The 21,301-nt window shown below is 69.9% G+C and carries 24 protein-coding genes and 1 other RNA gene; 12 read left to right on the forward strand and 13 right to left on the reverse strand.

Translation table 11 applies throughout. The features are described from left to right. The first annotated feature begins 11 nt into the window (after positions 1-11). A complete protein-coding gene (locus KUG38_RS10805; protein WP_190609500.1) occupies positions 12-299 on the forward strand; it encodes a YggT family protein in 288 nt (95 codons plus the stop codon). On the opposite strand, the gene KUG38_RS10810 is transcribed toward KUG38_RS10805, so the two are convergent. Both KUG38_RS10810 and KUG38_RS10815 read right to left on the reverse strand, forming a co-directional pair. Beyond that, the gene (locus KUG38_RS10810) at positions 293-766 is read right to left on the reverse strand and encodes a hypothetical protein (protein WP_216921258.1); all 474 of its coding nucleotides are present in this window, start codon (positions 764-766) and stop codon (positions 293-295) included. The genes KUG38_RS10805 and KUG38_RS10810 overlap by 7 nt on opposite strands. Positions 767-864: 98 nt before the next feature. Next, on the reverse strand, positions 865-1,194 hold the full coding sequence (locus KUG38_RS10815; protein ID WP_216921262.1) for a nucleoside triphosphate pyrophosphohydrolase family protein: 330 nt from the start codon (positions 1,192-1,194) through the stop codon (positions 865-867). A 59-nt stretch (positions 1,195-1,253) separates the two neighbouring features. Here KUG38_RS10815 and pyk point away from each other — a divergent pair, with 59 nt between their 5' ends. The 4 genes from pyk to ftsH all read left to right on the forward strand — a co-directional run bounded on the left by pyk (position 1,254) and on the right by ftsH (position 6,848). Next, on the forward strand, positions 1,254-3,038 hold the full coding sequence (pyk, locus tag KUG38_RS10820) for a pyruvate kinase (RefSeq protein WP_216921265.1): 1,785 nt from the start codon (positions 1,254-1,256) through the stop codon (positions 3,036-3,038). Positions 3,039-3,065: 27 nt separating this feature from the next. Next, positions 3,066-4,295 (forward strand): ABC transporter permease, encoded by a 1,230-nt coding sequence (locus tag KUG38_RS10825; protein WP_216921268.1) that lies wholly within the window; start codon positions 3,066-3,068, stop codon positions 4,293-4,295. Between the two features lie 189 nt (positions 4,296-4,484). Next, the gene (locus tag KUG38_RS10830; RefSeq protein WP_216921271.1) at positions 4,485-4,793 is read left to right on the forward strand and encodes a DUF1830 domain-containing protein; all 309 of its coding nucleotides are present in this window, start codon (positions 4,485-4,487) and stop codon (positions 4,791-4,793) included. Positions 4,794-4,868: 75 nt separating this feature from the next. Further along, the gene (gene ftsH / locus KUG38_RS10835; protein WP_216921296.1) at positions 4,869-6,848 is read left to right on the forward strand and encodes an ATP-dependent zinc metalloprotease FtsH; all 1,980 of its coding nucleotides are present in this window, start codon (positions 4,869-4,871) and stop codon (positions 6,846-6,848) included. A 65-nt stretch (positions 6,849-6,913) separates the two neighbouring features. Here ftsH and clpP read toward each other — a convergent pair whose 3' ends face one another. Next, positions 6,914-7,504, reverse strand: a complete 591-nt coding sequence (gene clpP / locus KUG38_RS10840) for an ATP-dependent Clp endopeptidase proteolytic subunit ClpP (protein WP_094584637.1) — start codon at positions 7,502-7,504, stop codon at positions 6,914-6,916. 95 nt (positions 7,505-7,599) lie between these two features. On the opposite strand from clpP, the gene psb29 reads away from it, so the two are divergent. Beyond that, positions 7,600-8,295 carry a photosystem II biogenesis protein Psp29 gene (psb29, locus tag KUG38_RS10845; RefSeq protein ID WP_216921300.1) on the forward strand — a complete coding sequence of 232 codons (696 nt, stop codon included), beginning with the start codon at positions 7,600-7,602 and terminating at the stop codon, positions 8,293-8,295. Here the strand turns inward: psb29 and KUG38_RS10850 are convergent. From KUG38_RS10850 to petN, 3 genes are all read right to left on the reverse strand, one after another. Then, on the reverse strand, positions 8,258-9,658 hold the full coding sequence (locus KUG38_RS10850; RefSeq protein WP_216921303.1) for a hypothetical protein: 1,401 nt from the start codon (positions 9,656-9,658) through the stop codon (positions 8,258-8,260). The two genes, psb29 and KUG38_RS10850, sit on opposite strands and share 38 nt — an antisense overlap. A gap of 126 nt (positions 9,659-9,784) precedes the next feature. Beyond that, positions 9,785-9,949 carry a hypothetical protein gene (locus KUG38_RS10855; protein WP_015108282.1) on the reverse strand — a complete coding sequence of 55 codons (165 nt, stop codon included), beginning with the start codon at positions 9,947-9,949 and terminating at the stop codon, positions 9,785-9,787. Continuing rightward, positions 9,927-10,028: a cytochrome b6-f complex subunit PetN gene (petN, locus tag KUG38_RS10860; RefSeq protein ID WP_094584640.1), complete on the reverse strand. Its 102-nt coding sequence runs from the start codon at positions 10,026-10,028 to the stop codon at positions 9,927-9,929. The genes KUG38_RS10855 and petN overlap by 23 nt, the downstream gene beginning before the upstream one ends. A 63-nt stretch (positions 10,029-10,091) precedes the next feature. On the opposite strand from petN, the gene clpS reads away from it, so the two are divergent. Both clpS and KUG38_RS10870 read left to right on the forward strand, forming a co-directional pair. After that, a complete protein-coding gene (clpS, locus tag KUG38_RS10865; RefSeq protein ID WP_094584641.1) occupies positions 10,092-10,385 on the forward strand; it encodes an ATP-dependent Clp protease adapter ClpS in 294 nt (97 codons plus the stop codon). Positions 10,386-10,394: 9 nt separating this feature from the next. Continuing rightward, positions 10,395-10,670 carry a DUF2103 domain-containing protein gene (locus tag KUG38_RS10870; protein WP_216921306.1) on the forward strand — a complete coding sequence of 92 codons (276 nt, stop codon included), beginning with the start codon at positions 10,395-10,397 and terminating at the stop codon, positions 10,668-10,670. Here the strand turns inward: KUG38_RS10870 and KUG38_RS10875 are convergent. The 4 genes from KUG38_RS10875 to KUG38_RS10890 form a co-directional block, all read right to left on the reverse strand. Then, entirely contained in the window at positions 10,615-11,064 is a 450-nt protein-coding gene (locus tag KUG38_RS10875; protein WP_216921309.1) for a hypothetical protein, read from the reverse strand. The genes KUG38_RS10870 and KUG38_RS10875 overlap by 56 nt on opposite strands. A 62-nt stretch (positions 11,065-11,126) precedes the next feature. Beyond that, a non-coding RNA gene (gene ssrS / locus KUG38_RS10880) (6S RNA) lies at positions 11,127-11,309 on the reverse strand. 6 nt (positions 11,310-11,315) lie between these two features. Beyond that, positions 11,316-12,638, reverse strand: a complete 1,323-nt coding sequence (locus tag KUG38_RS10885) for an ATP-grasp domain-containing protein (protein ID WP_216921312.1) — start codon at positions 12,636-12,638, stop codon at positions 11,316-11,318. Between the two features lie 43 nt (positions 12,639-12,681). Then, positions 12,682-13,578, reverse strand: coding sequence for a carbohydrate ABC transporter permease (locus tag KUG38_RS10890; RefSeq protein WP_216921315.1), 897 nt, complete (start codon positions 13,576-13,578; stop codon positions 12,682-12,684). A gap of 82 nt (positions 13,579-13,660) precedes the next feature. Between KUG38_RS10890 and recQ the strand changes: the two genes are divergently transcribed. The 3 genes from recQ to KUG38_RS10905 all read left to right on the forward strand — a co-directional run bounded on the left by recQ (position 13,661) and on the right by KUG38_RS10905 (position 17,884). Then, positions 13,661-15,490 (forward strand): DNA helicase RecQ, encoded by a 1,830-nt coding sequence (gene recQ / locus KUG38_RS10895; RefSeq protein WP_216921318.1) that lies wholly within the window; start codon positions 13,661-13,663, stop codon positions 15,488-15,490. A gap of 27 nt (positions 15,491-15,517) precedes the next feature. Next, positions 15,518-16,657, forward strand: a complete 1,140-nt coding sequence (aroB, locus tag KUG38_RS10900) for a 3-dehydroquinate synthase (RefSeq protein WP_216921320.1) — start codon at positions 15,518-15,520, stop codon at positions 16,655-16,657. A 138-nt stretch (positions 16,658-16,795) separates the two neighbouring features. After that, on the forward strand, positions 16,796-17,884 hold the full coding sequence (locus KUG38_RS10905) for a DUF4912 domain-containing protein (RefSeq protein ID WP_216921322.1): 1,089 nt from the start codon (positions 16,796-16,798) through the stop codon (positions 17,882-17,884). A 6-nt stretch (positions 17,885-17,890) separates the two neighbouring features. Here the strand turns inward: KUG38_RS10905 and KUG38_RS10910 are convergent, their stop codons facing one another. Continuing rightward, positions 17,891-18,076 (reverse strand): DUF8642 family protein, encoded by a 186-nt coding sequence (locus tag KUG38_RS10910; protein WP_216921803.1) that lies wholly within the window; start codon positions 18,074-18,076, stop codon positions 17,891-17,893. Between the two features lie 180 nt (positions 18,077-18,256). Further along, on the reverse strand, positions 18,257-19,435 hold the full coding sequence (locus KUG38_RS10915) for a class I SAM-dependent methyltransferase (protein WP_216921324.1): 1,179 nt from the start codon (positions 19,433-19,435) through the stop codon (positions 18,257-18,259). 34 nt (positions 19,436-19,469) lie between these two features. Here KUG38_RS10915 and KUG38_RS10920 point away from each other — a divergent pair, with 34 nt between their 5' ends. Beyond that, positions 19,470-20,396, forward strand: a complete 927-nt coding sequence (locus KUG38_RS10920; protein ID WP_286195885.1) for a TPM domain-containing protein — start codon at positions 19,470-19,472, stop codon at positions 20,394-20,396. Between the two features lie 4 nt (positions 20,397-20,400). On the opposite strand, the gene KUG38_RS10925 is transcribed toward KUG38_RS10920, so the two are convergent. After that, on the reverse strand, positions 20,401-21,156 hold the full coding sequence (locus KUG38_RS10925; protein WP_216921326.1) for a glycoside hydrolase family 24 protein: 756 nt from the start codon (positions 21,154-21,156) through the stop codon (positions 20,401-20,403). Positions 21,157-21,301: the final 145 nt, after the last annotated feature.

Here is a 21,301-nt window from a genome sequence, read left to right on the forward strand (position 1 = left end):
CGACCCCTTCCATGAGCATCCTCGTCTTCCTGCTCCAGGTGCTGGCCCAGACCCTGAGCATCTACCTGCTGGTGCTGCTGGTCCGGGTGCTGCTCAGCTGGTTCCCCAACCTCGACTGGAGCAACCCGGTGCTCTCCAGCGTCAGCGCCATCACCGACCCCTATCTCAACGCCTTCCGAGGCCTGATTCCGCCCCTCGGCGGCATCGACCTCTCGGCCCTGGTGGCCTTCATCGCCCTGCAGCTGGCCCAGAGCCTGCTGGGGGCCTCCATCGCCACCCTCTCCGGCGGCCTCTACTGAGGCTCGGCGGCCGGGGACGCCGCCAGGGCCTCCTCCAGGGGCAGGAGCTCGTCGTCGACACCGGCACGGGTGCGCACCGGGGCGCTGAAGCCCCGGGCCTTGACGCTGCGGGTGCCCAGGGGGCCGGGGGTGCCGGCGGGCACCGCCAGCCGCAGGGCGAAGCTGGAGCGGCCGGGGGGCACGTCGCCGATGGATCCCACCCGGGTGCGGTTCGGCAGCACCGGTTCGCCGCTGGCATCGAGGATCAGGCCGAACACATCGGTGTCCACCACGGGCTTCGCCCCCGGGTTGACCACCACGCCGCGCAGGGCCCAGCAGGTGGCGCCGCTGGGGCGGGCCAGGGTCGGCTGGGTGCCCAGGTCATCGGCCGGGCAGGGCTCCAGCACCACCTCCGACACCTTCAGGTCGGTGGCGCCCGCCAGGGCGGGGGCGCCGACCAGCACCAGCAGCACCAAGGACAGCCGCACCAGCAGCCGGGCTCCCGCCACAGCCAGGCTGGCGGGCCCGATCCGGCCCCAGGCCCTGGACGAGCTTCCTGGCCCTGGAACGACGGTCCTTTGCTGAGTCACCGCCGGTCGCCGCTGCCTGCGATCACGTTACGGTTCGCGCGGTCGGCCAGCTTGGCCAGGTTGGCGCCGGCCACATCGTCGAGATCGAGCCCCAGCTCCGTGGCCAGCTGGGCCACGTACCAGAGCACGTCGCCCAGTTCCAGCCGCAGGTCGTCGCGGACCTCGGGGCCGAACACGCCGCCCCGGTCCCGCAGCACCTTCTTCACCTTGTCGGCCACCTCGCCGGCCTCACCGCAGAGCCCCAGGGTCGGGTAAAGGATGTTGGCGCCCACGTCCGGGTAGCGCGCCGTCTCACGGGAGCGTTGCTGGTAGTCCTGAAAGTCCATTTCAAGCGCGCTCCTGGCTAGCCCGGATGGTAGTTTCCGCCCTTGTACAAGGTCGTCCAATGGCCCCTCACGATCTCATGCGTCGCACAAAGATCGTGGCCACGATCGGGCCCGCCACCGAGTCACCCGAGGTGCTGCGGGAGCTGATCGCCGCCGGCGCCACCACCTTCCGTCTCAACTTTTCCCACGGCGATCACAGCGATCACGCCGATCGGATCGCCACCATCCGCCAGGTGGCCCATGAAATGGGCGTTCACATCGGCATCCTCCAGGATCTGCAGGGACCGAAGATCCGCCTGGGCCGCTTCCAGGGTGGTCCCATCACCCTGGCCAAGGGGGATCCCTTCTCGCTCACGTCCCGGGCCGTCAACTGCGACAACACCATCGCCACCGTCACCTACGACCGGCTGGCGGACGAGGTGACCAGCGGCAGCCGCATCCTGCTGGACGACGGCCGCGTCGAGATGGTGGTGGTGGAGGTGGATGGCCCCGGGCAGACCCTCAAGTGCAAGGTCACCGTCGGCGGGGTGCTCTCCAACAACAAGGGGGTGAACTTCCCCGATGTTCAGCTGTCGATCCGGGCCCTGACCCCCAAGGACCGCCGCGACCTGACCTTCGGCCTGCAGCAGGGGGTCGACTGGGTCGCCCTCAGCTTCGTGCGCAACCCCTCCGACATGCTTGAGATCCGGGAGCTGATCCGCAGCCACGGCCACGACACGCCCGTGGTGGCCAAGATCGAGAAGTTCGAGGCCATCGACGCCATCGACGCGATCCTGCCCCTCTGCGACGGGGTGATGGTGGCCCGTGGCGACCTCGGGGTGGAGATGCCCGCCGAGGAGGTGCCGCTGCTGCAGAAGGAACTGATCCGCAAGGCCAACAGCCTCGGCATCCCGATCATCACGGCCACCCAGATGCTCGATTCGATGGCCTCCTGCCCCCGGCCCACCCGCGCCGAGGTGAGCGATGTGGCCAACGCCATCCTTGACGGCACCGACGCGGTGATGCTCTCCAACGAGACGGCCGTCGGCGACTACCCCGTGGAGGCGGTGGCCACCATGGACCAGATCGCCCGCCGCATCGAGCGCGACTATCCCCAGCGGGTGCTGGACAGCCACATGGCCACCACCATCCCCAACGCCATCTGCCAGGCGGTCAGCAGCATCGCCCGCCAGCTCAACGCCGCAGCGATCCTGCCCCTGACCAAGACCGGCTCCACGGCCCGCAACGTCAGCAAGTTCCGCCCCAGCACCCCGATCCTGGCCATCACCTCCGACGTGACGGTGGCCCGCCAGCTGCAGCTCGTGTGGGGGGTCAATCCGCTGCTGATCCAGGACGAGTCCAGCAGCAGCCGCACCTTCAGCGTCGCCATGGCCACGGCCCAGCAGCTGGGCCTGCTGGGAGCCGGTGACCTGGTGGTCCAGACCGCCGGCACCCTCGAGGGGGTGAGCGGCTCCACCGACCTGGTCAAAGTGGGCATCGTCTCGGCCGTCATGGGTCGCGGTGTCGGCATCGGCAGCGGCACCGTGAGCGGCAAGGTGCGACTGGCCAGCTCGCCCGAGGATGCGGCCCGCCTGGAGGCCGGCGAGATCCTGGTGGTCCGCGAGACCAGCGCCGCCTACCTGGAGGCGATCCGCAAGGCCCGCGGGGTGATCGCCGAGGAGGAGGGCCGCCAGAGCCACGCCGCCGTGATCGCCGAGCGTCTGGGCGTGCCCGTGATCGTCGGTGTGGCCAACGCCACCCTCGAACTGCGCATGGGCGAGGTGGTCACCCTCGAGATTCAGGAGGGTGTGGTCCACCGGGGGCCCCGCAGTGCCCACGCTTCGTCGGTGCCCTCGTTCCTCTAGAACCGAAGCCACTCCGTTTGCGCCGCCATGGCCTCCAAGCTGCCCCTGAGCGAAACAGTGGCCATGGCGCTGCTGACGCTGCGCTCCAACCGTCTGCGCAGCCTGCTCACCATGCTCGGCATCGTGATCGGCAACGCCTCCGTCATCACCCTGGTGGGGGTCGGGAGAGGGGCCCAGAACCTGGCCGAGAGTCAGCTCAGCACCCTGGGCGCCAACGTGCTGTTCGTGGTGCCGGGCAACAACGACACCCGGCGCCAGGGGATCGAGATGCCGCGGACCCTGGTGCTGGAGGACGCCAAGGCGATCGCCGAGCAGGTGCCGAGCGTCCGTCGCGTCGCCCCCCAGATCACCCTCAATGAAGTCGCCCAGGCCGGTGGCTTCAGCTCATCGGTCTCGGTCTCCGGGGTGACGCCGGAATTCCTGCCCGTGCGCAGCTTTGAAGTGACCCGGGGCCGCTTCATCGACGAGCGGGACCTCAAGGGGGCCCGCAACGTGGTGGTGATCGGGCCCGATCTGCAGAAGAAGCTGATGCCCACCGGCGAGGCCCTGGGCCGCCAGCTGCGCATCCGGGACAAGTCCTTTGAGGTGATCGGCGTTCTGGCTTCGAAGGGGGCGGTGTTTGGCTCCAACCAGGACGAGAACGCCTACATCCCCCTCACCACCATGGTGAGCCAGCTGAGCGGGCGGGATCCCACCTTCGGCATCAGCCTCACCTTCATCAGCGTGGAGGCGAAGGATGAAGCCAGCACGGGCGCCGCCGCCTTCCAGATCACCAACCTGCTGCGCCAGCGCCACCGCATCCTGCGGGAGGACGACTTCGCCGTGCGCTCCCAGAAGGATGCCCTCACCATCGTCGGCACGATCACGGGCGGGCTCACCCTGATGCTCGGCGCCATCGGTGCCGTGTCCCTGCTGGTGGGCGGGATCGGCATCATGAACATCATGCTGGTGTCGGTGAGTGAACGCACCGAGGAAATCGGCCTGCGCAAGGCCCTCGGTGCCCGCAGCAGCGACGTCCTGCTCCAGTTCCTGGTGGAATCCCTGGTGCTGGCCAGCCTCGGCGGGGTGATCGGCAGTGCCCTGGGCCTGGGCACCGTCGGCCTGGTGGCGGCGTTCACCCCCCTGCCGGCCACCATCGAGGCCAGCACGGTGCTGCTGACGGTGGGGCTGTCCGGCTCGATCGGTCTGTTCTTCGGGGTCGTGCCGGCGCGCCGGGCCGCCCGGCTGGATCCGATCGCGGCCCTCCGGAGTCTCTGAAGGGGGTGGGGCTCGGGGAGCGTCCAGACTGCGGGGACGAGCCAGCGGGCCAGCGTGGCCTGGCCGGTTCCGGGCCGTAGCCCGCCCACGCCCCGGAGAGAACAGAAGAAAAGATTAAGACTGGCAATCCGTCGCCTTCGTCACCGAATCCCCACAGCCACGGTGGCTTGATGGTATGGACGTCGCCGCATGAAGGTGTTGGATCAACTGGCCAGGACGGAACAGGTGGATTGCGGCTACCGGAACGGCTCCGACCGCATGGTCATCCTGCGCTGCATCGGGCCGGAGCAGTTCTTCCTCGAACGGGTCGTCTTTCCTTTCGAACTCCTGACCTTTCAGTGTCCGGAGCGGAGCGAGGTGGAGATCTGGACACACGGCCTGGGCGGTCCGGAGCTGCTCGAATCGATCGAGGCCCGCGAACTGATCATGGAATCGGCGCCGGTGCCGGAGGCCGCCGCCGGTGGCGTCGAGCTCAACCCCTGGCTCCAGGCCGGCTGAGCCGTCCGCAGCGGGACCGCCGAGCTCCCGGTACCGGGCTCTGCGCTCTTAAGGTTGTCCAAAAGCTTCACAACCATGAATCAGCGCTGGCGTGTCCTTGCCCTGTGGCTGTTGCCGGTCGTCGTGGCCCTGTTCCTGGGCTGGCAACTGCTGAGTTCCGGGGGGCGTCTGGCCCCCGCCGGCAGCGGCGGAGACACCACGGCGCCCCGCAATGCAGCGGTGGCCCGCATGAGCTACGGCCGCTTCCTGGATTACGTGGAAGCCGGACGCGTCACCGCCGTCGACATCTTTGACGGCGGTCGCACCGCCGTGATCGAGGCGGTGGATCCCGATCTCGACAACCGCGTCCAGCGCCTGCGGGTCGATCTCCCCGGCGTGGCGCCGGAGCTGATCAACAAGCTCAAGGACCAGGGCATCAGCTTCGATGTCCATCCGCCCAAGTCCACCCCTCCGGCCCTCGGCCTGCTGGGCAACCTGCTGTTCCCGCTGCTGCTGATCGGCTCGCTGATCTTCCTGGCCCGGCGCTCCTCCGGCATGCCGGGCGGGCCGGGCCAGGCCATGCAGTTCGGCAAATCCAAGGCACGGTTCGCCATGGAGGCCGAAACCGGCGTCAAGTTCGACGACGTGGCCGGGGTGGAGGAGGCCAAGCAGGATCTCCAGGAGGTGGTCACCTTCCTCAAGACCCCCGAGCGCTTCACCTCCGTGGGGGCCAAGATTCCCCGCGGCGTGCTGCTGGTGGGCCCCCCCGGCACCGGCAAGACCCTGCTGGCCAAGGCGATCGCCGGCGAGGCCGGTGTGCCCTTCTTCTCCCTCTCCGGTTCGGAGTTCGTGGAGATGTTCGTCGGTGTGGGCGCCAGCCGCGTGCGCGACCTGTTCAAGCGGGCCAAGGAGAACAGCCCCTGCCTGATCTTCATCGATGAGATCGACGCCGTCGGCCGTCAGCGCGGCGCCGGCATCGGCGGCGGCAACGACGAGCGGGAGCAGACCCTCAACCAGCTGCTCACCGAGATGGATGGCTTCGAGGGCAACAGCGGCATCATCATCATCGCCGCCACCAACCGCCCCGACGTCCTGGACTCGGCCCTGATGAGGCCCGGTCGCTTCGACCGCCAGGTGCAGGTCGACGCCCCCGACATCAAGGGGCGCCTCTCGATCCTCAAGGTCCACAGCCGCAACAAGAAGCTGGCCGACGATGTCTCCCTGGAGATGATCGCCCGTCGCACCCCCGGCTTCACCGGCGCCGACCTGGCCAACCTGCTCAACGAGGCGGCGATTCTCACCGCACGCCGGCGCAAGGAGGCCACCGGCCTGGCCGAGATCGACGACGCCGTCGACCGGATCATCGCCGGCATGGAGGGCAAACCCCTCACCGATGGCCGCAGCAAGCGTCTGATCGCCTACCACGAAGTGGGCCATGCCCTGGTGGGCACCCTGGTGAAGCAGCACGATCCGGTGCAGAAGGTCACCCTGATCCCCCGCGGTCAGGCCCAGGGCCTCACCTGGTTCGCCCCCGACGAGGAACAGATGCTCGTCAGCCGCGCCCAGCTGCGGGCCCGGATCATGGGCGCCCTGGGGGGCCGTGCCGCCGAGGACGTGGTGTTCGGCCACTCCGAGGTGACCACCGGTGCCGGCGGCGACATCCAGCAGGTGGCCTCCATGGCCCGCCAGATGGTGACGCGCTTCGGCATGAGCGACCTGGGTCCGATGTCCCTGGAAGCCGGCAATCAGGAGGTGTTCCTGGGTCGCGACCTGATGACCCGCAGCGATGTCTCCGATGCCATCGCCCACAAGATCGACGAGGCCGTTCGGCAGATCGTCCAGAGCTGCTACACCGACACCGTCAAGCTGGTGGCGGAACACCGTGCCTGCATGGACCGTCTGGTGGAACTGCTGATCGAGAAGGAGAGCCTGGATGGCGATGAGTTCCGCCTGATCGTCTCCGAGTTCGCCTCGATTCCCGACAAGGATCGCTTCTCCCCCCTGCTCACGGCCGCCGACCTGGCCGCCGCCCCCCCTCAGGCTGCCGCCGTGGCCGAGACCACCGAAGCACCCTGAAGGCCGGTCCTTCGCCATGAAAAAGGCCTGCTCCGGCAGGCCCTTTTTTTGTGTCCGCTGTCGGCTCAGACGGGGCGAACGGGCCGCTTTTCGATCACCTTGTCGATCAGGCCATAGGCCATCGCTTCGGCCGGGGACATGAAGAAATCCCGGTCGGTGTCGATCTGGATCCGCTCAAGATCCTGACCGGTACGGCCGGCCAGTTCGCGGTTCAGCTTGTCCTTGAGATAGAGGATCTCATCGGCCTGTATGCGGATGTCGCTGGCCTGGCCCCGGGCGCCGCCGAGGGGCTGGTGGATCATGATCCGGGAGTGGCTCAGGCTGCTGCGCTTGCCCTTGGCGCCGGCGCAGAGCAGGAAAGCGCCCATGCTGGCCGCCAGTCCCACACAGACAGTCTGGACGTCAGGTTTGATGTGCTGCATCGTGTCAAAGATGCCGAGGCCGTCGTAAACCGAACCGCCCGGGGAATTGACATAGAGGAAGATATCCTTCTCAGGATCTTCAGCCTCCAGAAACAGCAGCTGGGCCACGACGCGGTTGGCGGACTCCGCCGTCACCGGTTCGCCGAGGAAGATGATCCTCTCGCGCAGCAGGCGGGAATAGATGTCGAAGGCTCTTTCACCGCGACCCGACTCCTCGATGACGATCGGGATCATGGGCTCCAGACAGGCGATTGAGACGATCCTACCCAGCCGCCGATCGGGTCGAGTGCCTGCAGCGCTAAGGTCGCTGCAACGAAGAATCCATTCGCGTGAGCGCTGCTCTCACCGTCGCCGACAGCAAGCGCGCCTTCCATGGCGCCTTCCCCCATGTCATCGGTCCCCTCTACCGACGCATGGTCGACGAATTGCTGGTGGAGCTCCACCTGTTGAGCCGTCAGAAGGGTTTCCAGAGCGATCCCCTGTTCGCCGTCGGGGTCGTCCAGGTTTTCGATGGCTTTGCCCGGGGCTACCGCCCCGAGGCCCAGAAGGGCCCCCTCTTCGAGGCCCTGTGCGCCTCCTCCGGCTTCGACGGGCCCGACCTGCGTCGCCAGTGCAACGACGCCCTGGCCGCCATGGGGCGCCACAGCCAGGCCGAGGTGCGCCAGTGGATCGAGTCACAGGGGGAGGGGGCACCGCCGCCGGTGGCCACCGCTCTGGCCGGCATCCGCCGGCCTGACTTCCACTATTCCCGCCTGATGGCCGTCGGCCTGCTGGCCCTGCTGGAGCAGGCCCTGGCCGACGACGCCATGGAGCCCCAGGCCCTGCGGCAGCTGGCCCACGAGATCGGCGCGTCGATGGGGCTGCTGCGCGACCGGCTCGACAAGGATCTCGCCCTGTACGCCAGCAACCTCGAGAAGATGACCATGGCCGTGGAGCTCATGGAGGAGACCGTGGCCGCCGAACGGCGGCGGCGTGAGCGTCAGGCCGTCAGCGGCTCACCTGAAGGCGTCCCTTCAGCCAGCTGAGCCCAGCGCCGCCGCTGGCGGATTCCCCGGGTACGGCCTCCATCCACAGCTGGTCAGCCCGGCGCACCAGCTCCGGCAGGGGCTCGGGGAGCAGGCCCAGCTGGTCGAGGCCCCGGGGCCGGACCCGCAACCAGAGCTCGCCGCTGGCGGGGGCACTCGTCCCCGCGATCGCCATGGTCTGCCACCGGCCTGGCACCGGACCGAGGAACAGCAGCAGCTGGGGCGTGGGCCCGCTCTCGCCGATCCAGCGCCATCCTCCCAGCACCACGCCGTCCTGCCGGCTCCAGGTGGCGGCCTGCGCCTGGGAGGTCGTGGTGCTGCCGGGGCCATCCTCCAGCCCCTGGGCCTGCAGGGCCTTGGCCAGGCCCAGCAGCAGCTGACGCCAGCCCTGGCGATCGGATCCCACCGCCACCTGGAGCTCGAGCGAGGCCTGGAAGGGACCGGTGGCCTGGGGCTGGAGCCGCAGGCGGAACGGGGAACGCCGCAGCAGGGCCAGCCCCTTGGTGTCGATGCCGTAGCGGGCCGCCAGGGGATCGCGGATCAGCTGGCGGGCCAGCAGCCCGCGGAACAGCTGCTCAAGGGAGGAGCCCTGGAGTTCCAGAAGCTGATCAGCCGGCAGGGGCGGCCTGGATGGGGCGGGCAGATCCGGGGATCTCAGGCTGCCGGCCGGGCCGACGGCGGCGGGCCGGTCGGAGGCTTCGCCGCGCCAGCGCACCTCGGAGGACTCCAGCGACAGGGACAGACAGCCCTCCTGATAGGCCTCCAGCAGGGGGGCGAGGGGACCCACCAGCGCCCCGAGGCCGGAAGCGTTCCAGAAGACCCCCTGGCCGGTCTCCAGCCGGGGGAGGCAGGCACTGAACAGTCCGCGACCGGCACGCTGGTCCGGTCGCAGCTGGTCCTGCAGGAGGCGGCGGGAGAGGGGATCGGGTGCCACCACCAGCAGGTTGCCCACCCGCAGGGCATCGGCAGGCAGGGGCCGCCCGGCTCCAGCGCCGGCGATCTCCTGCACCACCAGGTACGCACCCCCATCGGTGTGGGGTCCCCAGAACTGCCACCAGGTGCGGCGCTGGTCGCGCCACAGGCGGGTGGCCGGGGCCTCGCCGAGGCGTTCGCTCCACAGGGCCGGGACCGGCCGCCCGGGACTGGCGGGGAAGCTCTGCAGCAGGCTGCTCACCGCCATCAGCTGCTCGAGCCCCTGGGCCCGGGGCCGGGGCCAGCGCCACAGGGCGAGGCCCGGCAGCAGCAGCAGGAGCAGCAGCGTGACCGTGGTGAGCGGCAGGGGCGGCAGCGGCAGCCTGCGGGGCAGACGCGGCAGGGCCGGTGCCACCAGTGAGCGGCGCAGTGTCTCGAACGGGCGGCTCATGGAAACGCCGGCTGGGTGGAGCCTGGGAGGGTGGGGACCGGGGTCCGGTCCCGCGTTCGTTCCGTCATCGGTGGCCCAACCCGGCCCACGCCCCTCAGAACACTGGAGCCGCCATGGCGGGCCCCCTCAGCGATTGCGGCCCTCGCTGGAGCGGCGCCGACGCTTGTCCCGCCATTCGACGGTGGAGAGATAGATCACGCCCACGCTCACGAAGAGCAGCAGGGCGGAGGCGAGGCCCGCCAGCAGGGTGGTGGTGGGGAAGGCCAGATCAGAAACCGATGCTGTTGTCACCGTTGCGGCCCCACACGACCATGGCGATCGAGAAGCTGAAGATGGCCGCCAGGGCGGACCAACCAAGGGTGATCAACATCGGGACCGGTTCAAGACTGCGCGCATGTTACCTACGCTGGTGACCGGCAGCCGCTGCGGGCCCATGGTCGTCGCTCCCTCGAGAAGTACCGCCCCGATCGCCCAGCGCCGGTCTGAGGGCTACCCCAGCGTCAACGTGATCGTGCTCGACGACGACGTCAACACCTTCCAGCACGTGGTCGCGGTGCTCGTGCGCCACCTCCCCGGCATGCAGCCCGACCGGGCCTGGGAGCTGGCCCACCGGATCGATGGCGAGGGTTCTGCGGTGGTCTGGAGCGGACCGCTTGAGCAGGGGGAGCTTTACCACCAGCTGCTCTCCGCCGAAGGGCTGACGATGGCGCCCCTGGGCCACGGCTGAGCGGCACCCATGGCCCGGCTGGTGATCACCCACAGCACCTACGTGGAGGGCCTGATCCCGCTGCTGCGAAGGCTGGCGACCCTGAAAGAGATCGACACGATCACCCCGGCGGTGATCACCCGGGTCAGGGGCCGCAGCGTCGGCCTGCGGCTGCGGGTGTCGAGTCCGATCACCGGAGGCCACAAGCTGCTGGCCCGCAGGGGCAGCACGGCCCAGGAGGTGTTCGTGGTCACCCGACTGAGCCGGGATCAGCTGCAGGAGGAGTTGGATCGGTTGACGAACTGAGCAGGCTGGTGGGGGCCACCCGTTCGTAGACGGCCGGGGTGCCGAAGCGGCCGTAGGCGCCGCTGTCGCGGAACCAGTTCGCCCCTTCCACCACCTGCAGGTCGCTGGGGTGCAGTCCCCAGCGCTGCTCAAGGTAGGCCGATGCGGCGGCCACATCGAAGCGGGGCTGGCCCCAGGCCACGATCGCCAGGGCCAGGGCCCGGATCCGCAAGGCGCCGGCGGGACTTTCCTGGATCTCCTCCTCCAGCAGGAAGGTGCGGAAATCGCCGCCGGACTCCCCTTCCAGGGGGTATTTCTGCAGGTACAGCGCCCGGGCCCTGGGAAACACCGGACCCGGGGCGCGGGCGAGCAGGCGCTCGAAGGCCTGCAGGAAGCTCGAGGGCTCGCTGTTCACGGCGGCAGGGGGGACGTCTCCCCAGCATGCCGGGCCGGGTGTGATCGGGATGGGCTGAAAAGGGGTGGACCGCCGTGCCGTCTTGCCCCAGTGTTCGACCTGGATGAACCAGAAGGGGAGTCAGGGGCGGGGCTTCGTTTCCGGCAATGAAGCCGGTCTACGTTGCCGTCGCTGAAGACTCCCCATGTCGAAAGGGAGTCAGATCAGAAAACTGTGAAAGGCAGTCACCAACACAGCAGTCCAACTCCATCCTAGGCGGGTTGGGGGGGGAGCGGCCAGATGGCCCTCACCTCGGCCAGCAGGCGCTGCCGCTGCAGCTCCCGCTCCTCCGCGGTGCTGCCATCCAGGAGCAGGGTCAGATGGCCCAGCTTGCGGCCCACCCCACCGCCCCGCTTGCCGTACCAGTGCAGATGGGCGCCCGGAAGCGCCTCCAGCGCCCGCCGGCGCACGAGCTGCTCGTCATCGCCCGTCTCCGGCGCCAGCAGGTTGACCATCAGTGCCCCGGGCACCACGGCATCGGTGGAGCCCATCGGCAGACCGGCAACGATCCGCACCTGCTGGGCGAACTGGCTGGTGCGGCAGGCCTCGATCGTCAGATGGCCGGAGTTGTGGGTGCGGGGGGCCAGCTCATTGACCTGCAGGCCCGAGCGCCCATAGAAGAACTCGATCGACAGCACCCCCACGTAGTCGAGGGCGGTGAGCAGGGAGGCGGCCACGTTGCGGGCGAACACCTCGACCCGGTGGTCCACCGGTGCCGGGAACAGCACCCAGTCGCAGACACGGCTGTGCTGGTGGGTCTGCACCAGGGGGTAGCAGGCCACCTGCCCCTGCCGGTCACGGCAGGCCACGAGGGCCAGTTCCTGATCGAAGCCCACCAGTTCCTCGAGGATCCAGTCGTCCGGCTCGACGCGCTGGAGCAGCTCCTCGAGGGCCCCCAGGTCGGCGACCGGAACCGTGCCCCGGCCGTCGTAGCCCCCCCGGCTGGCCTTGGCCATCAGGGGGAAGGCGAAACCGTCGGGGAGACGCGGCAGCGCCGGCGCCTGCATGGGACGCAGGGGAGCCACCAGCGGCAGCCCAGCCGCGTCACCGGCCGGGGGGAGGGGAGGCTCCGGCTGGAGCACATCGGCCAGGGGGCACCAGCGGGGGGCGGGCAAGTGCAGGTCGCCGAGCAGCCGTCGCTGGCCCGCCTTGCTGACCAGGGGCTGGAGGGCGTCGAGACCCGGCAGGAAGTGTAGGGCGGGCCCCTCCAGGGCCCGCAGGTCCTCGAGCGGGATCCACTCGTTCTCGAAACTGATGGCGCCGCAGCGGCCGGCCAGCTCCCGGGTGGCGTTCACGTCATCGACCGCCGCCAGCACCACGCTGGCGGCGGCACGGGTGGCCGGATCCTCGGCTCCTGGCGTCTGCACGTGAAGGGCGACACCGAGATCCTGGGCGGCCTCGGCCAGCATCCAGGCCAGCTGGCCACCTCCGACGATGCCGATGGCATCGAGCGGTGCCGGCGTGGCCTGGGGAAGGGGGTCCGCGATGGTCTGCACCCTGGGGTTGGTGGCTCGAAGCGGGGACCAGCCTGGCATCAGGTCGTCGAGGCCCCCTGCAGGGGGATCCCTGGCAGGGGGATCACTGGAGCGGGTTCTCGGCGGCGAAGGCGTAGCGGAGCAGGCTGAGCAGCAGCACGATCAGGAACAGGGCCAGCCCGACGGTGCAGGCGTAGCTGATCTCCAGCTCGGAAAAGGCCTGGTCGTACACGTAGTAGACAATCGTGCGAGTGCTGTCGGCCGGGCCCCCCTGGGTCATCAGGTAGACCTCCTCGAACACCTTGGTGGCCCCGATGGCCGAGATCACCGCCACCAGGGTGATGTAGGGCCTCAGCAGGGGCAGGGTGATGTCCAGATGGCGACGCCATCCCTCGCTGCCGTCGAGGGCCGCCGCCTCGTAGAGATCGGCGGAGATCCCCTGCAGGCCGGCCACAAAGATGACCATGTAATAGCCAAGGCCCTTCCAGAGGGTCACGAGCATCACCGAGGGCAGGGCCAGGCCGGTGGAGGTGAGAAAGCCGATCGGTGAGAAGCGATCCCCCAGCAGGGCACCGAGCCAGCCGTTGACCAGCCCGTTCTCGGCGTAGAGCCAGCGGAAGGCGATCGCCGCCACCACCAGCGACACCAGCACCGGGGTGTAGAAGGCGCCACGGAACCAGTGGATGCCCGGCAACTGGCGGTTGACCAGCACCGCCAGGGCCAGGGATCCGAGCACGATCGGCGGCACCACCCCCAAGAGATAGAGAAAGGTGGTGCCCGTCACCCGCAGCAGCATCGGATCGGCCAGCAGGCGGCGGAAGTTGGCCAGGCCCACGAAGGTGAGCGGCTCACCCACATCCAGCCCGGTGCGGGTGAAGCTGATCACCAGGGCCATCGCCGCCGGGATCAGCACCGACACGGCGAGCAGCACCAGGGCGGGGGTCAGGAACGCCCAGGCGGAGCGGGTGGCTGCCGGTGCGGCGGGGGTGGGTCGGGCCATGGGTGCATCCTGCCGGAGCCGGGGCGATGCACAATCGGAACCGAGGCAGGAGCCCCCTTGGTGCCGCCCCACCCCTTTCCCCATGACCCCAACGCCGACGCCGAAGCAGGTGCTGCGGGAGGTCTTCGGCTACGACGCCTTCCGCGGCCCCCAGGCCGCCATCGTCGAGCACGTCTGCGCGGGGGGATCGGCCCTGGTGCTGATGCCCACCGGTGGCGGCAAGTCGCTCTGCTATCAGATCCCGGCCCTCTGCCGGCCAGGCACGGCCGTGGTGGTGTCGCCCCTGATCGCCCTGATGCAGGACCAGGTGGGGGCCCTGCGGCAGGCGGGCGTGCGGGCGGCCGCCCTGCATTCGGCCGAGAGCGGCGAGGCGGCGGCGGCCACCTGGCGGGAGCTGCAGGCCGGCGGGCTGGACCTGCTCTACGTGTCGCCGGAGCGGCTGCTGAACGGTGATCTGATCGAGCGGCTCGCCGATCTGCCCCTGGCCCTGTTCGCCATCGACGAAGCCCACTGCGTCTCCCAATGGGGCCACGATTTCCGGCCCGAGTACCTGCAGCTGGCGGTGCTGGCGGAGCGCTTCGGGACCGTGCCCCGCATCGCCCTCACCGCCACCGCCGATCCCCGCACCCGGACCGAGATCGTGAAGCGCCTGGGCCTGGAGCAGGCGGCGGTGTTCCTGGCCAGCTTCGATCGGCCCAACATCCGCTACCTGCTGCGGGACAAGAGCGAGCCGAAGCGCCAGCTGCTGGAGTTCATCGCCAGCCAGCGGGGCCACGCCGGCATCGTCTACGCCCGCTCCCGCAAGCGGGTGGAGGAGTTCGCCACCCTGCTGGCGGCCGAGGGGCATGACGCCCTGCCGTATCACGCCGGCCTGGCGGCGGACACACGCAGCGCCGCCCTGGAGCGGTTCCGCCATGGCAGCGGCGTGATCGTGGTGGCGACCATCGCCTTCGGCATGGGCATCGACAAGCCGGACGTGCGCTTCGTCGCCCATGTGGACCTGCCCAAGAGCCTGGAGGCCTACTACCAGGAGACGGGCCGGGCGGGCCGCGATGGGCTGCCCGCCATCGCCTGGATGGTGCACGGCGCCGCCGACGTGCCGCCGCTGCGCCGCTTCATCGAGGAGTCCGACGCCGAACCGGCCCAGAAGCGGATCGAGCATGGCCGGCTCGACTCCCTGATCGGCTTCGCCGAGACCTCCGGCTGCCGTCGCCGGATCCTGCTCGACTATCTGGGCGAAACGGGCAGCGCCGACTGCGGCAACTGCGACGTCTGCCTGGAGCCCAACCAGGGCGTGGACGTGACCGAGCCGGCCCGCAAGGCCCTCTCGACCGTGTACCGGACCGGCGGGCGCTTCGGGGCCGCCCATTTGGTGGACGTGCTGCTGGGGGGCGACACCGCCCGGGTCCGCAGCCTCGGCCATGACCAGCTGGGGGTGTACGGAATCGGCAAGGAACTGGACCGGCTGCAGTGGCGCAGCCTCTTCCGGCAGCTCACCGCCAGGGGCTACCTGGTGGCGGCCGCCGATGGCCACGGCGGCCTGCAGTTCGGCCCCGATGACCTGGTGCGGCCGCTGCTGCGGGGGGAGTCGCGGCTTGAGGTCAGGCTGCCGCCTCCGGCCCGGGAGCGGCGTGGGGGGCGCCCCTCCGGGAACGCCACACCAGGGGCCAGCGCGGAGTCCGCCGATCCGGAACTCCTGGCGGCCCTGAAGGCCTGGCGGCTGGAGCAGGCCCGGCAGCAGCGCCTGCCTCCCTATGTGGTCTTTCACGACCGCACGCTGGTGGCCATCGCCGAACGCCGTCCCGCCTCCCTGGACGAGCTCGCCGATCTCACCGGCATCGGCAACGCCAAGCTGGCCAGCTACGGGGAGGCGGTGCTGGAGGTGGTCCGGCGCCTGTCGCCCCAGTCCTAGCCTCGGGCCACCCTCGCCCCTTCCTCCGTGCCGCAGGAGTACCGCACCATCACGGTGTCCCTCGCTGCCGATCCCTACCCGATCCTGATCGGTGAAGGCCTGCTCGAGGGCCTCGGGTCCTTCCTGCTCGAAAGAGGAATCCAGAGCGGCACCCGGGTGCTGATGGTGACCAACCCCGACGTGGAAGGCTTCCATGGAGCCCTGGCGCGGCAGAGCCTGGAGGCCAGCGGCTTTGTGGTTCAGACGCTGGTGATCGAGGCCGGGGAGGAACAGAAGAACCCCGCCACGGTGGCAGCCATCCACGACGCCGCCTTCGCCCACCGCCTGGAGCGGAGCTCCCTGATCGTCGCCCTCGGCGGCGGTGTGGTGGGGGACATGGCCGGCTTCGCGGCCGCCACCTGGCTGCGGGGCATCGCCGTGGTGCAGGTGCCCACCACCCTGCTGGCGATGGTGGATGCGGCCATCGGCGGCAAGACCGGGGTGAACCATCCCGGCGGCAAGAACCTGATCGGCGCCTTCCACCAGCCCAAGCTGGTGCTGATCGACCCCCTGGTGCTGGCGACCCTTCCGGAACGGGAGTTCCGGGCCGGGATGGCGGAGGTGATCAAGTACGCCGTCATCGGCGACGGGATTCTCTTCCGGGATCTGGAGACGGCCGCCGAACGGGACCCCCGCGGTGGCCTGGCCAGCCGGGAAGCCCTTGGCCCCGTGCTCCTGCAGCGGCTGCTGGAGCGCTCGGCGGCCGCCAAGGCCCGCGTGGTGGCGGCCGACGAACGGGAAGGGGGATTGCGGGCGATCCTCAATTACGGACACACCCTGGGCCACGCGGTGGAGAACCTCAGCGGCTACGGCACCTGGCTGCACGGCGAAGCCGTGGGGCTGGGCATGCTGGCGGCCGGCGACATCGCCGTGGCCATGGGTCTCTGGAGCCAGGCGGATCAGCACCGCCAGCGACGCCTGATCGCCGCCGCCGGGCTGCCCATGGACTGGCCAGCCCTCGATCCGGAGGCGGTGCTGGCCTCCCTGCAGGCGGACAAGAAAGTGCGCCAGGGGAAGGTGCGTTTCGTGCTGCCCACCGGTGTGGGCTCGGTCACGATCCGCGACGACGTCGAACCCGCCACCATCAGGGCCGCCCTGGCGGTCGCCAGTTCGATCGGGGCCCCCTGACATGGCGGCCCGATCCTGGGGGTTCCTGCCGGCCATGCCCCGCAGGGAAGGGGTTCAATCGTGGTCTTTCGCTGACAGGGAAGGCGCGATCCCCCCGGATCGGAGACCATCACCGGAAGGTTTTATTCACCACGGCCCATGAGCAGTCGTCCCAGCCGGTTCAACAACTTCCTGAGCCAGCCCCTGCGACGACTCGGTGCCCTGGCCCGAACCATCGGGCTCGGCGGCCAGGAGGAGACCGCTGAGCCCGACCCATCCGCCGCTCCCGTGGAGGAGCCCCCGGCGGCGGCGGCCCAGACGCCCTCCACCCCTGACCCTGCACCCCAGGAGAGCGGCGGTGGAGCCAGCTGGGTGGCCTTCGTGCCCCGTGATCCCCAGTGGTCCCAGGTGCGCTGGTTCATCGAGCCGGCCGACCGCCAGCGGGCCCAGGCCGCTGGAGCCACTCAGCTGTGCCTGCGCGTCGCCGACGTCACGGGCCTCGATGGGGGATCCACCCATCCCCACACCCTGCAGGAGGTGGTCGTCGACAGCCAGGCCAGCGAGTGGTACCTCCCGGTTCCCCTGTCCGGACGCGATTACAGGGTGGAACTGGGCTTCCGCAAGGGGGGCAGTGGCGGCTGGATCTCCATGGCCTTCTCCGCCACCGCCCATGTGCCGGATCTGGACGGACCGGCCCTGACGGCGCCCGATCCCTTCGTCGCCTTCTCCATGCCGCCTGCCGCCGAGCCTGCTCCTGGAGCCATGCCGGGGCGGGAGATCGTCAACGATCTGCACGAGCGGCTCTACCAGAGCGCCACCAGCCCCTGGCGCCGCCTGGGCCGTGGCTCGGAGGCCTTCCACGAGATGGATTCCGCCGCTGGTCTCGCCGGAGGCGGTGCCTTGTCCGCCTCCGGAGCCGGCCCCTGGGCCTCCGGCCGCAGCGGTTCCGGCATCGGTGGGGTGGCCCCCCGCCAGCGCTCCTTCTGGCTGGTGGCCGACGCCGAGCTGATCGTCTACGGCGCCACCGACCCCTCGGCGAGCCTCAGCATCGGCGGCGAGGCCGTTCCCCTCTCCGCCGATGGCACCTTCCGCCTGCAGGTGCCCTTCCGTGACGGCCAGCAGCTCTACCCGATCGAGGCCCTGGCGGCCGATGGCGAGCAGAAGCGCAGCATCACCATGGAGTTCCGCCGCACCACCCCCCACGCCAACGTCAATCCCCGCGAAGAGGCCCAGTCGGAGTGGTTCTGAGCAGCCTCAGTGGCTCTCCCGCAACTCCTCGGTACAGATGGTGATGCACTCACCGTCGTCCAGGGAGCAGGTGGTGATGCAGGCGAAGTAACGCTCGACCGGGTCATCGTTCCAGACCCCATCGACAGCGAGCTGATCCCCCGACCGAACGGCAGCCCGATCAGCCACGCGATCACCCAGAACCCTGTCCATGGCCGCTCCTCAGGAAGTCTTTTCAACCTAACCTCATCGCCTGATGGCGCCTGAAGGATTGAGCAGGAATGCTCAATCCTTTGTGAGGGGATGTAACGGAGGTCGGGGAGGTGTAGATGGCTTGAGCTGTAACGCTGCGTTGAGATGTAACGCTGAGTTGCGTTGGAACCCTGCCCTGGTTCAAGCCAAGGGTGGACGCAGGAACAGGGGGGCCGTCACCGGGGTCGGCGCCTCAGCGTCGCGGCGCAAGGCGATCCAGCGGAATTCACCCAGTCCGGCGGGGTCCACCAGCCGCAGCAGGGTTTCCCTGCGCTGCAGCAGCTCCCCCAGCGGCGTGCCGCTCTCCTGCTGGAGCCCATGCAGACGCTGGGCCAGCCCGAGGGCCAGCAGGGCCTCCCCCTGACGGCAGACGCCCAGGGTCTGCCAGCCTCCGGCCCGGGAGGCCACCTCCAGGCTCTCCAGGCAGAGGTGGGCGGTCAGGTCCCAGTGGCCCGGCTCCTGCAGCGGGTCGTCGCTGGCCCGCTGGCGCCGGTAGGCCATCAGGGTGCCGTTGCTGCGCTGGGGCGCGTAGTAGCGGCGGGCCTCGTGGGCGTAGTCGATCACCAGCAACCAGCCCTGGGTGAGTGCTTCACCACAGGCGGCCAGCCAGGGGGCCAGACCGGGATGGAGCTCGCTGCACCAGCCCTCCGGGCGGCGTTCATCGAGGGGCAGCAGCCCGAGGTCGGCCAGGGGTTCCAGCAGGGCCCCGGACAGGGGCTCGCCGGCCTCCAGGCGCAGGCCGTCGCCTTCCAGGACGACCCGCTGGCGGCACCAGCGCCCACCCCGGCGCTCGATCCGCTCCACGGTCAGGGCGTCGAGCACCTCGTGGGCCAGCACCACCCCGCGCACCGGTGCGTCCGCCAGGGTGCGGAAGTCGGCCCAGCGCACGGGCAGGGGGCAGGCGGCGAGCCGCCGGCGCTGCCGCTCGGCCATGCCGGCATTCGGCTCGACGAGCACCAGCTCGGTGCGCCTGGCCAGGGAGGGCCAGCCGCTGTGGAGCGCTTCGGCCAGCTGCAGGGCCAGCTGCCCCTCCCCCGGTCCGGTCTCCACAAGGGCCAGGCATTCGTCAGCGGGCAGCTGGGCCAGCCACTGGGCCACCTGGGGGGCCAGCAGGCGGGCGAACTCCTCCCCCAGCGAAGGGGCCGTGGCGAAATCGCCTCCCGGGCCGATCTGGAGCCTGCCACTGCCGTAGGCGCCGTGCTCCGGGTCGTGCAGGACCCACTCCATGTAGTCAAGGAAGGGCACCGAGCCTCCCGCGGCCCGCAGGCGCTGGGCCAGCCAGGCAGGAGCCGCCGGGGAGCCGGGGTGGGACGTGGTCACGCGGCGTGGGGGGACTCGGTGAGAATGCTGACCGATGGACGACGGAACGATGCGGATGGCGGCGGATGGGGCAGCGGGAGCAGCGGCGGTGACGGCGGCGAAGGTTCAGTCACCGCAGCGGTGGAGGCCCGCGCCAAGCGGCCCCCTGGGGCGGCGGCTCGGGGCCGCCCTGGCCACGGTCTGCCTCGTGCTCGTCACCTGGGTGCTGCCGGGCGCCGGTGGTCCCGCCCTGGCGGCGGACAACCCCCAGCTGCTGCCCGATCACCCAACCCCGGTGATCGACCTGGCCAAGGCCCTCACCGATGGCGAGCGGGGGGCCCTGGAGAGCGAACTCGAGGATTTCGAAGCCACCAGCGGCTGGAAGCTGCGGGTGCTGACCCAGTACGAGCGCACGCCCGGACTGGCCGTCAAGGGTTTCTGGGACCTTGACGAGCGCAGCCTGCTGCTGGTGGCCGATCCCCGCGGCGGCAACCTGCTGAACTTCAACGTGGGCGAAGCCCTGTTCGCCCTGATGCCACGCACCTTCTGGGTGGAGCTCCAGACCCGCTATGGCAACCAGTTCTACGTGCGGGACCACGGCGAGGACGGCTCGATCCTCTCCGCCATCCATGCCGTGAAGGGGTGCCTGGCGATCGGCGGCTGCCAGGTGGTGCCCGGCCTGCCCCAGGAGCAGTGGATCCTGACCCTGTGCACCTCGATCCTGGGCGGGCTGATCGTGGGGTTCGCCGCCTTCCCCCGCCAGGAGGGTCGCCGGGTGGAGTGGACCTGGGTGCTGCTGCTCTCGCCCCTGTGGGTGATCCTGTTCGTCGCCCTGGGCATGGGACCGATCATCACGCGCACCCACGACGTGCTGCCGCTGCTGCGCAACGTGCTGGGCTTCCTTGGAGCTGCGGTGCTGGCCTACCTGATCGCCCAGAAGACCCTCGGAGGGGTCCGGCTGGAGGGCAAGGGGGAAGGCTGAGCGCTCAGGGTGCTGTGCTGGCCGGGGTGCTGACGCGTTCCAGCTGACAGGAGAGGCTCTCGTCGCTGCAGGCCGGGGGCACCTGGCGGATCGCCACGTCCTCCCAGACGGAAGCGGCTTCCCGGCGGAGCTGGGCCAGGTTCTGCTCGTAGAAGCGGCGCAGGTCGTTCAGGCGCTTCACCGGCTGCCCGTAGAAGCTGCGGCCGGTGAGGGTGGGGAAGGAGGCCCACTCCGGAGCCAGACGGGCCGCCAGATCGGGGGTCAGCTCGCCGCGGTCGGCCAGGTGCAGGGCCCCGCGACGCTGGACCAGGAACAGGGCGGCCTGGTCCTGGGACTCAGGCCCGAAGTCGTCGACGCCGAGGGCCCGGGTGACCATGTCCCAGGTGAAGGGCATGAACTGGTAGGCGCCGGCGGCGGCACTGGCGTACCGGGCCGTGCGCATGACGCGGTTGGGATGGCGCTCGAGGGAGTCGAACAGGCTGCCGCCGAAGAGGATCCGGTAGCCGATTTCATGGCCGTTGGCCCAGGTGCCCTCGGCGTAGCGGATCGTGTTGAGCAGGGCCCGCCGCTCGGGGGTGATGGCGAACACCCGGGGCGCGGCCGGCAGCGGCGACAGCATCGCGACCCGCGTGGGGCCGGCGGAAGCGGCGGTGCTGGCCCCCCAGGCCTGGGAGCCCTCGGCGGCCCTGACTGGCCCGGCCAGGCTCAGACCCAGTCCGGCGAGGGCGAGAAGCAGGGGGGTGCGCTGAAGGTTCGGCAAGAGGAGAGGTCGTGAAGGACAAGTGGGGGAAGACCCGTTGCAGTAACAACAGAGTCAATCCGGCTTGATGCGCTTGGTGTGACCAGGTCTTCTGGAGAACGACAACAGGAAGAACCAGTGATCCCGTGGCAGAGAAATTGAATTC

It is taken from the genome of Synechococcus sp. CCAP 1479/9 (assembly GCF_019038535.1).
GTDB lineage: Bacteria > Cyanobacteriota > Cyanobacteriia > PCC-6307 > Cyanobiaceae > Cyanobium.